11 protein-coding genes and 2 tRNA genes are annotated in these 11,377 nt (G+C 70.8%); 10 read left to right on the top strand and 3 right to left on the bottom strand.

Features of this window, described 5'->3' with window-relative positions:
• Positions 1-120 precede the first annotated feature (120 nt).
• The gene (locus OOK34_RS18015; RefSeq protein WP_267034888.1) at positions 121-1,248 is read left to right on the top strand and encodes a PP2C family protein-serine/threonine phosphatase; all 1,128 of its coding nucleotides are present in this window, start codon (positions 121-123) and stop codon (positions 1,246-1,248) included.
• A 130-nt stretch (positions 1,249-1,378) separates the two neighbouring features.
• Positions 1,379-2,215, top strand: a complete 837-nt coding sequence (locus tag OOK34_RS18020; RefSeq protein ID WP_267034889.1) for an ABC transporter ATP-binding protein — start codon at positions 1,379-1,381, stop codon at positions 2,213-2,215.
• Between the two features lie 55 nt (positions 2,216-2,270).
• On the opposite strand, the gene OOK34_RS18025 is transcribed toward OOK34_RS18020, so the two are convergent.
• Positions 2,271-2,843: a DUF4232 domain-containing protein gene (locus tag OOK34_RS18025; protein WP_267034890.1), complete on the bottom strand. Its 573-nt coding sequence runs from the start codon at positions 2,841-2,843 to the stop codon at positions 2,271-2,273.
• 84 nt (positions 2,844-2,927) lie between these two features.
• Here OOK34_RS18025 and OOK34_RS18030 point away from each other — a divergent pair, with 84 nt between their 5' ends.
• The 3 genes from OOK34_RS18030 (at position 2,928) to OOK34_RS18040 (ending at position 5,139) form a co-directional block, all read left to right on the top strand.
• Positions 2,928-4,316 (top strand): pyridoxal-dependent decarboxylase, encoded by a 1,389-nt coding sequence (locus tag OOK34_RS18030; RefSeq protein WP_267034891.1) that lies wholly within the window; start codon positions 2,928-2,930, stop codon positions 4,314-4,316.
• Positions 4,313-4,768: an HD domain-containing protein gene (locus OOK34_RS18035; protein WP_267034892.1), complete on the top strand. Its 456-nt coding sequence runs from the start codon at positions 4,313-4,315 to the stop codon at positions 4,766-4,768. The genes OOK34_RS18030 and OOK34_RS18035 overlap by 4 nt, the downstream gene beginning before the upstream one ends.
• A 176-nt stretch (positions 4,769-4,944) precedes the next feature.
• The gene (locus OOK34_RS18040) at positions 4,945-5,139 is read left to right on the top strand and encodes a hypothetical protein (RefSeq protein WP_267034893.1); all 195 of its coding nucleotides are present in this window, start codon (positions 4,945-4,947) and stop codon (positions 5,137-5,139) included.
• A gap of 88 nt (positions 5,140-5,227) precedes the next feature.
• Here OOK34_RS18040 and OOK34_RS18045 read toward each other — a convergent pair.
• Positions 5,228-5,298, bottom strand: a tRNA-Gly gene (locus OOK34_RS18045).
• Positions 5,299-5,476: 178 nt separating this feature from the next.
• Here OOK34_RS18045 and OOK34_RS18050 point away from each other — a divergent pair.
• The 5 genes from OOK34_RS18050 (at position 5,477) to clpX (ending at position 10,235) form a co-directional block, all read left to right on the top strand.
• Positions 5,477-5,553 (top strand) — tRNA-Pro (locus OOK34_RS18050).
• A 179-nt stretch (positions 5,554-5,732) separates the two neighbouring features.
• A complete protein-coding gene (tig, locus tag OOK34_RS18055) occupies positions 5,733-7,127 on the top strand; it encodes a trigger factor (RefSeq protein WP_267034894.1) in 1,395 nt (464 codons plus the stop codon).
• A 286-nt stretch (positions 7,128-7,413) separates the two neighbouring features.
• The gene (locus tag OOK34_RS18060; RefSeq protein WP_267034895.1) at positions 7,414-8,031 is read left to right on the top strand and encodes an ATP-dependent Clp protease proteolytic subunit; all 618 of its coding nucleotides are present in this window, start codon (positions 7,414-7,416) and stop codon (positions 8,029-8,031) included.
• Positions 8,032-8,141: 110 nt separating this feature from the next.
• The gene (locus OOK34_RS18065; protein WP_267034896.1) at positions 8,142-8,795 is read left to right on the top strand and encodes an ATP-dependent Clp protease proteolytic subunit; all 654 of its coding nucleotides are present in this window, start codon (positions 8,142-8,144) and stop codon (positions 8,793-8,795) included.
• A gap of 153 nt (positions 8,796-8,948) precedes the next feature.
• The gene (clpX, locus tag OOK34_RS18070; RefSeq protein ID WP_031145485.1) at positions 8,949-10,235 is read left to right on the top strand and encodes an ATP-dependent Clp protease ATP-binding subunit ClpX; all 1,287 of its coding nucleotides are present in this window, start codon (positions 8,949-8,951) and stop codon (positions 10,233-10,235) included.
• A gap of 68 nt (positions 10,236-10,303) precedes the next feature.
• Here clpX and OOK34_RS18075 read toward each other — a convergent pair whose 3' ends face one another.
• Entirely contained in the window at positions 10,304-11,257 is a 954-nt protein-coding gene (locus OOK34_RS18075; protein ID WP_267034897.1) for a hypothetical protein, read from the bottom strand.
• Between the last annotated feature and the right edge of the window lie 120 nt (positions 11,258-11,377).

Here is an 11,377-nt window from a genome sequence, read left to right on the forward strand (position 1 = left end):
ACCCGGGCATTCGGCCGCGGGCGAAGGGTTTTTGCCCCGCGAAGTTCCGTAGGTCCGGGGGTCCCCCTGCGCAGCCACAGCCAGGATGGATAGGGTCCCGAAGCAATGGCCGGAGCACGTATGGAGACGCTCAGGGCCCGGATGCGCATGCTGTCGCACCGGGCCCGCACCGCCATGCGCAAATCCGCCGTCGACTACTTCCGCGGGGACGCCTCCGACTGGCTGGCCTTCGGCGGACTCCTCCTGACCGTCCCCGCCATAGCCTGCGGCACCCTCCTGATGCCCGTCTGGTTCTCCCCGTCGGCACTGGTCCTGCCCATCGTCGCCGGCGGACTCCTGCTGCGGCCCGCCAGCCTGCTCGGCCTGTACGCCGCCTCCGCGGCCGCCCTGATCGTCGAGGCCCTCGTCCTCGGCCCCTATACCCAGGGCCCCGCCCGGGTCACCCCCGGGACCGTGCTCGTCGTGGCCGCCTGCGGATTCTTCGGACTGGTCATCGCCCAGTTCCGCAGCCGCGTCGGCGTCCCCTGGAGACGCGGCGGCACCATGCTCTTCGACCTGCGCGAACGCATCCGGGTCCAGAGCAAGCTGCCCGCCCTGCCGCGCGGCTGGCACCGCGAGATGGCCCTGCGCCCGGCCGGCGGCCAGTCCTTCTCCGGGGACTTCGTCGTCGCCGCCCGCACCAACGGCGGCCGCACCCTGGAGATCGTCCTCACCGACGTCTCCGGCAAGGGCATGGAAGCCGGCTCCCGCGCCCTGCTGCTGTCCGGGGCCTTCGGCGGGCTGCTCGGCGCCCTGCCGCCGCACGGGTTCCTGCCCGCCGCCAACGGCTACCTGCTCCGCCAGGACTGGGACGAGGGCTTCGCCACCTCCATCCACCTCGTCCTGGACCTGGAGACCGGCGACTACGAACTGCTGTCCGCCGGACACCTCCCCGCCCTCCAGCTCTCCGCCGGCACCGGCCGCTGGCAGGAGGTCTCCGGCGAGGGCCCGCTGCTCGGCGTCTACGACGGGGCCACCTTCGAACCCGCCCGGGGCAACCTGCGGCGCGGAGACGTCCTGATGCTCTTCACCGACGGCCTTGTGGAGACCTCCGACCGCGAGATCAGCGAGGGCATCGACCGGCTCACCGGCGAGGCCGACCGCTACGTCGCCGCCGGCTGGGAGGGCGCCGCCTGGCACCTGATCGAAAAGGTCGCCAAGGACGTCAACGACGACCGCGCCCTGCTCCTCATCCGCCGCTCCCCCTGACCCGCGGTGGGGTTTACCCCACCGGGCACCCGCCGGGCCGCTCCATGGCCGCCGCCGCACGGTGATCCGTAGCGTCGACCACGACAACACGGACACGGCACAGCGGACACGGCACGGAAGGCGGCACACCATGGGGCTGCGGCGCAACAGGAACGCACGACAGGACGAGGCCGCACAGCACGGGGCCGGACAGTACGAGGCCGGACAGTACGGGCCCACGCCCGCCGTCGAGCTGCGCGGCGTACGGCGCGCCTACGGACGGGGCGGCGCCGTCGTCCACGCCCTGCGCGGCATCGACCTCAGCCTGCCGCGCGGCAGCTTCACCGCCGTGATGGGCCCCTCCGGCTCCGGCAAGTCCACCTTCCTCCAGTGCGCCGCCGGACTCGACGTCCCCACCGAGGGCTCCGTCCGGCTCGGCGGCACCGAGATCAGCACCATGAACGAGAACGAACTCACCGAGCTGCGCCGCAGCCGCCTCGGCTTCGTCTTCCAGGCCTTCAACCTGCTGCCCTCGCTCACCGTCGAGCAGAACGTCCTCCTCCCGATGAGCCTCGGCGGCGGCCGCCAGGACCGGGCCCGGGCCGCCGAGCTGCTCGCCCGCGTCGGCCTCGAGGGCAAGGGCGGGCGCCGCCCCGCCGAACTCTCCGGCGGCCAGCAGCAGCGGGTCGCCATCGCCCGGGCCCTGGTCACCCGGCCCGACGTGGTCTTCGCCGACGAACCCACCGGCGCCCTCGACACCACCACCGCCGCCGAGGTCCTCGGCCTGCTGCGGGACGCCGTCGACTCCCTCGGGGCCACCGTCGTCATGGTCACTCACGACCCGGCCGCCGCCGCCCACGCCGACCAGGTGCTCTTCCTCGCCGACGGCCTCATCGCGGACCGCCTCCCGCGCAGCACCGCCACCGTCATCACCTCCCGCATGACCACCCTCACGGCCCGCCCGGCGCCGGCCTACGCGACGCTCTGACCGCAGCGGACGCGCCGCGCCGCAGCCCGGACCGCGGGGGCCGGCCGTCCGGACGTCACCGCCCCGCCGGTCTCCAGGGCCCGACCCCGAGCTTCCCCGTGGTCCCCAGGTCGACGGGCACCGTGAGCCGCAGCCGGAGCCGGGGCGCGCCCGGCTTCGGCGCCAGGTCCACCACCCACCCCTCGGCCGGGGTCCCGTCGGTGACCAGGTTCCGCCACAGCAGCGACACCGACGCGGACTCCCCGGGCCGGAGGGTCACCGGCTGCGGCGCGGAGTCGAGGCCGGTCGAGGAGACCACACCGTTCGACCCCTGCCCCACGGACACCTCCACCGGCCGCTCCTCGCGGTCCAGCAGCCGCAGGTCGGGATGCCCCGCCAGTAGGTAGGGGCGGGTACCGCAGTTGAGCAGCTGGACCTCCCCCACGCGCAGCCCCATCGCCGCGTTCCCGGTGCCCTCCAGCAGCCGCACCCCGCCCTCGGGGCAGGGCACCGGCTCCGCCGACGGCGGCGCCTCCCCGATCGCCTCCATGAACGGGGTGCACCCCGTCCCCACCCCCGTCAGCACCCCGGCCAGGGCCAAGGCCCCCGCCACCGCACCAACCCGTTTCGCCCGCCCCTGTCCGGTCATCCCCCGACCCTAAGCCGCCACGCCCGGCCACTCACCCGGGATTGGCCCGTCCCCCCGGCCCCCCGCGCGCCCTACGGTGCCGCCATGGACCGTACGCTCGCCGCCGACCTCGTCCGGCTCCCCGAACTCCTCGACGCCACCCGCCGCGCCGCCGCCGAGGCCCTCGCGGCCCTGGACGACCGTCCCGTCGTACCGCCCGCCGCCGAACCGCCCGCGCCCCTGCCGCTGCCCGGACACGGCAGCGGTACGGAGCAGGCCCTGGCCGAGTTCCAGGCCCGCTGGGCACCCCGCCTCTCGGCCTCCGCCGGACCCCGCTACCTCGGCTTCGTCACCGGCGGAGCCACCCCCGCCGCCCTCGCCGGGGACTGGCTGACCGCGGCCCACGACCAGAACTCCAACTCCGCCCTCGACGGCGCCGGCCAGCACCTCGAACGCGAGACCGTCGGCTGGCTGCGCGAGCTCTTCGGCCTCTCCGAGGACCACACCGGCACCTTCGTCAGCGGCGCCACCATGTCCAACACCACCGGCCTCGCCATCGCCCGCGAGTGGCTCGGCGAACGCCTCGGGGTCCGCCCGGCCGAGGACGGCGCGGCGGCCCTCGGCCCCGTCCGCGTCCTCTCCGGCGCCCCGCACTCCTCCATCGCCAAGGCCCTCGCCGTCCTCGGCCTCGGCCGCGCCTCCCTCGTCCGGGTGCCCACCCTCCCCGGCCGGGAGGCCGTCGACCCCGCCGCCCTCGACCGGGCCCTGGCCGACACGCCCGGCCCGGCGGTGGTCGTCGCCAATTCCGGCACCGTCAACACCGTCGACTTCGACGACCTCCGGGCCATCACCGCCCTGCGCCCGCGCCACGACTTCTGGCTCCACACCGACGCCGCCTTCGGCGCCTTCGCGGCCCTCTCCCCGGAGCACGCGCACCTCGTCGCCGGGCTCGACGCCTCGGACTCCGTCTGCGTCGACCTGCACAAATGGCTCAACGTCCCCTACGACAGCGCCGTCCAGTTCACCCGCCGCCGCGACCTCCAGACCCGGGTCTTCGCCAACGCCGCCGCCTACCTCGGACCCCTCGGCGCCGAACCCGACCTGGTCCACCTCACCCCCGAGAACTCCCACCGGCTGCGGGCCCTCGCCGCCTGGTTCACCCTGCGCGCCTACGGCCGCGAGGGCCACCGGGAGATCGTCGAACGGGACATCGCCTGCGCCCGCTCCCTCGGCGAGCGGCTCGACCGGGACCCGGCCTTCAGGCTCCTGGCCCCGGTCCGCCTCAACGTCGTCTGCTTCACCCTCGCCCAGGACCCCACCCCCGAGCGGCTGACCGCCCTGCGGGAGGCCGTGGCCGCCGAGGTGTTCGTCACCCCCACGGTCCACGGGGGAACCGCCGCCCTGCGCGCCGCGTTCTCCAACTGGCGTACCACGCAGGTGGACGTACGCCGGGCCGCCGAGGCCCTGCGCACGGCAGCGAAGGAGATCGCATGACGGCCCGCTCCCTGACCCTCACCGAGGTAGAGGCCCTCGCCCGCTCCGCGCACGAGGGGCAGACCGACAAGGCCGGCCGGCCCTACGCCGAGCACCTGGCCGCCGTCGCCGAGGGCGTGCGGCTGCGCGGCGGCAGCCCCGCCCAGCAGGCCGCGGCCTGGCTCCACGACTCCGTGGAGGACGACGCGCTCAGCCCCGGACAGCTCGCCGCGGCCGCCCTCCCGGAGGAGGTCAAGGCCATGGTCCTGGCCCTCACCAAACGCGCCGGAGAACCGCTCGAGGACTACGCCGCCCGCATCCTCGCCACGCCCGGCGCCCTCCTCGTCAAGGAAGCCGACATCGCGCACAACGCCGATCCCGTACGCCTCTCCGTACTGGACGCGCCCACCCGCGACCGGCTGGCCGCGAAGTACGCGTACGTCCGCTCCCTCCTCGGCATCACCACGCCCTGACCCCCGCCCCACGCCCGAAATGTGCCCGGTATGTGCGTGCTTGGCGGAAAAGACGTGATGGCGATTCGTCACGAGGCGGATAGCGGGGGCCGGTTGGTGGGAGGATGGTCCATGTGGGGGCGTACAGGGCCGTACGCCCCGGGCCGGCCAGGGGACGACCGAAGGTGTGATCAGTAGTGGCCATTTCGCTGTCAGTGGTGGTTCTGTTGGCGGTCATCCTGGTGATCCTGATCCGCGGCAAGCACATGAAGGCCGGCCCCGCGATCATCGCGGTCCTCTTCGGCTTCTTCCTCGCGTCCAGCTCCATCGCCCCGGACGTCAACCGGTTCCTGAACTCCCTCGCGGACACCATCGCGGGCATCAAGCTCTGACCCGCCACCGACCCCGCGAAACCGACCCCGCGAACGCCTCAGGGCCAGGTCGAGGAGAAGATCTCCGACCTGGCCCTGAGCCATGAAGAGCGGGTGACGGGAATCGAACCCGCGTAGCTAGTTTGGAAGACTAGGGCTCTACCATTGAGCTACACCCGCAACACGTGCGCCGCAGGTCCGGGGACCGCGGCACGGACAGCATCCTAGCGGGTCGCGCGGGGGGAGTGCACACCGCTTTTCGCGCCGTGTCCGGTTCCGCGCCGCGCGCGCGTGCGCCCGCCTGGGAAACCGGTGGCGTCGGAGGGTCTCCGGGCATGTACCCTACGTGTCGCACCGACGGGGTGTGGCGCAGCTTGGTAGCGCGTCCGCTTTGGGAGCGGAAGGTCGTCGGTTCGAATCCGGCCACCCCGACCACCAGTACCGCCCTCCACCGGGATCGTTCGTGAAGATCGCGTTGTGGGCTGATTGCCGCTTGCGGTTACTATGCAAGCTGCGTGCCCGTGTGTCTGATGTACCGGGCCGAATCCGCTGAGGCCGCTGAATCGCAGCGTTCCGGCAGAACCCCCAGCAGTCAGCCACAAGGAGACCGAACCGTGAAGAGCGCCGTGGAGACCCTGAATCCGACTCGGGTTCGGCTCACTGTTGAGGTGCCCTTCGAGGAGCTCAAGGACAGCCTCGACGCGGCGTACAAGAAGATCAACCAGCAGGTCACGGTGAAGGGCTTCCGTAAGGGCAAGATCCCGAACCGGGTCATCGACCAGCGCTTCGGCCGCGGTGCGGTGCTGGAGGAGGCCGTCAACGACGCCCTCCCGAAGTTCTACACCGAGGCGGTCAACGAGGCCGACCTGAACCCGCTGGGCCAGCCCGAGGTCGACATCACGGAGCTGAAGGACGGCGAGCTGCTGACCTTCACCGCCGAGGTGGACGTCCGCCCCGAGATCGAGATCCCGGACTACTCCGGCATCGAGGTCGAGGTCGACGCGGTCGAGGTCTCGGACGAGGACGTCGAGAAGTCGGTCGAGCAGCTGCGCGGCCGTTTCGCGTCCACCAAGGACGTCGAGCGCGCCGCCCAGGACGGCGACGTCGTCACCGTCGACCTGGAGGCCAAGGTCGACGGCGAGGTGCTCGAGGACGGCGTCGCCAGCGACGTCTCCTACACCATCGGCTCGGGCGAGCTCCTCGAAGGCATCGACGAGGCCGTCAAGGGCCTGGAGGCCGGTGGCGAGGCCACCTTCACCTCCCAGCTGAAGGGCGGCTCCGCCGAGGGCCAGGACGCCGAGGTCACCGTCAAGGTCACCAAGGTCTCCGCCCGCGAGCTGCCGGAGCTGGACGACGAGTTCGCCCAGATGGCGAGCGAGTTCGACACCCTCGAGGAGCTCAAGGCGGACAGCCGCAAGCGCCTCGAGAACATGAAGCAGTACGACCAGGCCACCCAGGCCCAGGAGCGCGTCCTCGAGAAGCTCCTGGAGCTCGTCGAGGTCCCGATCCCCGAGAAGCTCCTCGCGGACGAGGTCCAGACCCGCAAGCACAACCTGGAGCACCACCAGCTCGGCCAGATGGGCCTGAACCTCGAGAAGTTCCTCGAGATCCAGGGCAAGACGGTCGAGGAGTTCGACGCCGAGACCTCCGAGCAGGCCGTCAAGGGCATCAAGACCCAGTTCGTCCTCGACGCGCTGGTCAACAAGGAGAAGCTGGGCGTCAACCAGGAGGAGCTCACCGAGCACCTCATGCGCCGCGCGCAGTCCTCCGGCATGTCCCCCGACCAGTTCGCCCAGGCCGTCGTCGAGGGCGGCCAGGTCCCGATGCTGGTCGGCGAGGTCGCCCGCGGCAAGGCCCTCGCGGTCGTCGTCGAGGCCGCCAAGGTCACCGACACCAACGGTGAGGTCGTCGACCTCTCCGACGACGAGGACGAGACCGAGACGGCCGCCGAGGTCGTCGAGGCCGCCGTCGACGGCGACACCGAGGTGACGGCCGAAGAGGCCAAGTAACACCCCGGGGGGACGCTCCGGCGAGCCCCCCGAGCAGCGCCCCGAAGGGCCCGGACGCAGCCGCGTCCGGGCCCTTGCGCATGCCCTCGGGAAGTGCTCGGGACCTTGCGCTCCGAGCGAACAGTTCGGGAAGCGGGATGGCGTTGTCCTACCTGCGCGTTAGGGTCCATGAATACGAGGGCACGGGAGTACCCGACGCCGGCGGGCATCGCCCCACCGGTAGGTCCGCGCCCCAGAACGAGACGCTGAGACGGCATGTGGCCGTCGGAGACGAGCAGGTGGATACGTGACGAATCTGAAGCCTTACGCCGCGGGTGAGCCGTCCATCGGTGGCGGCCTCGGCGACCATGTCTACAACCGGCTGCTCGGCGAGCGCATCATCTTCCTCGGCCAGCAGGTCGACGACGAGATCGCGAACAAGATCACGGCGCAGCTCCTCCTCCTGGCCGCCGAGCCGGAGAAGGACATCTACCTGTACATCAACAGCCCCGGTGGCTCCGTGACGGCGGGCATGGCGGTCTACGACACCATGCAGTACATCCCGAACGACGTCGTCACCATCGGCATGGGCATGGCCGCCTCCATGGGCCAGTTCCTGCTCACCGGCGGCGCCACGGGCAAGCGCTTCGCGCTCCCGAACACCGACATCCTGATGCACCAGGGCTCCGCCGGCATCGGCGGCACCGCCTCGGACATCAAGATCCAGGCCCAGTACCTGCTGCGCACCAAGCAGCGCATGGCTGAGATCACCGCGCACCACTCGGGCCAGACCGTGGAGGCGATCATCCGCGACGGCGACCGCGACCGCTGGTTCACGGCGGAGGAGGCCAAGGACTACGGCCTCATCGACGAGATCATCTCCGCCGCGTCCCTGGTCCCGGGCGGCGGCGGCACCGGGGCCTGATCCCGGCCCGGCGCACGGCGTCCCGTACGAGTACGAGGACCCGTACGCCCCGCCCGCCCGAGCCAGGCACCCTCAGCCCGCAGAACGCCACCAGGACGGTGAACACCCAGATGCAGACCAACTTCTCCGCTAGCGGCCTCTACTCCGGCCCCCAGGTCGACAACCGCTACGTCATCCCGCGCTTCGTCGAGCGCACCTCGCAGGGCGTGCGCGAGTACGACCCGTACGCGAAGCTCTTCGAGGAGCGCGTGATCTTCCTCGGCGTGCAGATCGACGACGCCTCGGCCAACGACGTCATGGCGCAGCTGCTGTGCCTGGAGTCGATGGACCCGGACCGCGACATCTCGATCTACATCAACAGCCCCGGCGGCTCCTTCACCGCGCTGACGGCGATCTACGACACGATGCAGTTCGTGAAGCCGGACATCCAGACGGTCTGCATGGGCCAGGCGGCCTCCGCCGCCGCGGTCCTGCTCGCCGCCGGCACCCCCGGCAAGCGCATGGCCCTGCCGAACGCCCGTGTGCTGATCCACCAGCCCTCCGGCGGCACCGGCCGCGAGCAGCTCTCCGACCTGGAGATCGCGGCCAACGAGATCCTGCGCATGCGCGACCAGCTGGAGTCCATGCTGGCCAAGCACTCGTCCACGCCGATCGAGAAGATCCGCGAGGACATCGAGCGCGACAAGATCCTCACGGCCGAGGACGCGCTGGCGTACGGGCTGATCGACCAGATCGTCTCGACCCGCAAGATGAACGCGGTCTGATCCTTGCCGCCAGCTGGCGTGGCGACACCGCGGGATTCCGCGATGTGAACCACGTCAAGGGGGCCCCGAACGGGGCCCCCGGCAAGGTACCGTCGGATATGAGGCACCAGGAGCGCTGAACCAGGCGTCTCCCAGGCGAAGGGGAAGCACCTCGTGGCACGCATCGGTGACGGCGGCGACCTGCTCAAGTGCTCGTTCTGCGGAAAGAGCCAGAAGCAGGTGAAGAAGCTCATCGCAGGACCCGGTGTGTACATCTGCGACGAGTGCATCGACCTCTGCAACGAGATCATCGAAGAGGAACTCGCGGAAACCTCCGAGGTCCGGTGGGAGGAACTCCCCAAGCCCCGTGAGATCTACGAGTTCCTGGAGAGCTACGTCGTCGGCCAGGAGCCGGCGAAGAAGGCGCTCTCGGTAGCGGTCTACAACCACTACAAGCGCGTACAGGCCGGCGAGAACGGCGGCGCGCAGGGGCGGGACGACGCGATCGAGCTCGCGAAGTCCAACATCCTGCTGCTCGGGCCCACGGGCTCCGGCAAGACGCTCCTCGCCCAGACCCTGGCCCGCATGCTGAACGTCCCGTTCGCCATCGCCGACGCGACGGCGCTGACGGAGGCCGGCTATGTCGGCGAGGACGTCGAGAACATCCTGCTGAAGCTGATCCAGGCGGCGGACTACGACGTCAAGAAGGCCGAGACCGGGATCATCTACATCGACGAGATCGACAAGGTCGCCCGCAAGAGCGAGAACCCGTCGATCACGCGCGACGTCTCGGGCGAGGGCGTCCAGCAGGCCCTCCTGAAGATCCTGGAAGGCACGACCGCTTCCGTCCCGCCGCAGGGCGGCCGCAAGCACCCGCACCAGGAGTTCATCCAGATCGACACGACGAACGTGCTCTTCATCGTGGGCGGCGCCTTCGCCGGCCTCGAGAAGATCATCGAGTCGCGTGCGGGCGCCAAGGGCATCGGCTTCGGGGCGACGATCCGCTCGAAGCGCGAGATCGAGGCGAGCGACCAGTTCCAGGAGGTCATGCCGGAGGACCTGGTGAAGTTCGGGATGATCCCCGAGTTCATCGGCCGCCTCCCCGTCCTGACCTCGGTCCACAACCTCGACCGCGAGGCGCTCCTCCAGATCCTGGTGGAGCCGCGCAACGCGCTGGTGAAGCAGTACCAGCGCCTCTTCGAACTCGACGGCGTGGAGCTGGACTTCGAGCGCGAGGCCCTCGAGGCCATCGCCGACCAGGCCATCCTCCGCCAGACGGGCGCGCGCGGCCTGCGCGCCATCATGGAGGAGGTCCTGATGTCGGTGATGTACGAGGTCCCGTCCCGCAAGGACGTGGCCCGCGTGGTCATCACCTCCGATGTGGTCCGCTCCAACGTCAACCCGACGCTGGTCCCCCGCATCGTCCCGAAGGACCAGGGCCCGCACGAGAAGTCGGCGTAGCGGCAGCAGTACGCGAAGAAGGGGCGCTCCCGACCGGGAGCGCCCCTTCTTCGTACGTTCCGCGGGAGTTACTTCTTCACGCGGGCGGTGTTGTAGAGCTTCGCGGCGAAGTCCGCGTTCTGCTCCAGGGTGTAGCCCGGCTTGCCGGCGAGGATGGAGACCGCGTCCGACGCGGTGACCACGGCCACGGTGCTGTAGTCACCCCAGATGCAGACGGGCAGCGTGTATTCCTTGGGCCCCTTGTACGCCGGGTCGTTCGAGGTGAACTTGATGTCCTGGCACTTGAGCACGGCGCCCTTGAAGCCGGCCGGAGTGATCTCCTTGGGGCTGCCGATGAGCTCGACGGTCATCTTCTCGTTCTTCTTGGCGGCGTTCAGCTTGGCCATCGCGAAGTACGAGTCCACCGTCTTCTCGGGGTCGGCGAGCTCACCGTAGACGCCGCTGAAGTTGAGGCCCTTGGCCGTCAGCGCGTTCTTCGGGTCGCCGGACGAGTAGCTCATCCCCACCTGGGCGGGGTTCTTGATGCCCGCGGCCTCGGCTTCCTGCTTGTCCTTGTCGGACATGGGCTGCTCTTGGTACTTCGGGTTCTTCAGGAACTCGCCCACCGACTCCGGGGCGACCAGCTTGTAGCCCTTCGTGGCGTCGGAGACCGAGCCGCCCGAGCCGCCGCCGAGGAACCACCAGCCGCCGGCCGCGATCACGGCGACGACCAGGACCACCGCGATGATCGGGCCCGCCTTGGACTTCTTCGGGGGCTGCTGCGCGGGCATGCCGCCGTACGGGGGCGTCTGGGGCTGCTGGTAGCCGTACGCGGGCTGGGGCGGCTGCGGGGGCTGCTGGTAGCCGCCCTGCTGGGGGTAGCCCTGCGGCGGGCCGGGCGGCGGCGGGGCCTGCTGGGGGTAGCCGTACCCGGGCTGCTGCGGCTGCTGGCCGTACGGGTTCGGCGCCTGCGGGGGCTGCTGCCCGTAGGGGCCCGGCTGCTGCGGCTGCTGGCCGTACGGCCCCGGCTGGTTGTAACTCATCCCGCGTCCCCCTGTGAGGTTTGCTTATCTGTTTCACACATCCTGGCGGAAGCCGGAGGTGCCAGGGACCGCGGGGTGTGGTTCAGTGCGGGACTGTTACCGCTGTGGTGACAAGAAGTT

Origin of the sequence: Streptomyces sp. NBC_00091, assembly GCF_026343185.1 — a bacterium.
Classification (GTDB): domain Bacteria; phylum Actinomycetota; class Actinomycetes; order Streptomycetales; family Streptomycetaceae; genus Streptomyces.

What these genes read in the sequence shown, in the direction of transcription:
- OOK34_RS18025 (WP_267034890.1), bottom strand. Translation starts at nt 2,843, where the DNA reads ATGACCGGACAGGGGCGGGCGAAACGGGTTGGTGCGGTGGCGGGGGCC.
- OOK34_RS18020 (WP_267034889.1), top strand. Translation starts at nt 1,379, where the DNA reads ATGGGGCTGCGGCGCAACAGGAACGCACGACAGGACGAGGCCGCACAG.
- OOK34_RS18035 (WP_267034892.1), top strand. Translation starts at nt 4,313, where the DNA reads ATGACGGCCCGCTCCCTGACCCTCACCGAGGTAGAGGCCCTCGCCCGC.
- OOK34_RS18030 (WP_267034891.1), top strand. Translation starts at nt 2,928, where the DNA reads ATGGACCGTACGCTCGCCGCCGACCTCGTCCGGCTCCCCGAACTCCTC.
- OOK34_RS18065 (WP_267034896.1), top strand. Translation starts at nt 8,142, where the DNA reads ATGCAGACCAACTTCTCCGCTAGCGGCCTCTACTCCGGCCCCCAGGTC.
- OOK34_RS18015 (WP_267034888.1), top strand. Translation starts at nt 121, where the DNA reads ATGGAGACGCTCAGGGCCCGGATGCGCATGCTGTCGCACCGGGCCCGC.
- OOK34_RS18075 (WP_267034897.1), bottom strand. Translation starts at nt 11,257, where the DNA reads ATGAGTTACAACCAGCCGGGGCCGTACGGCCAGCAGCCGCAGCAGCCG.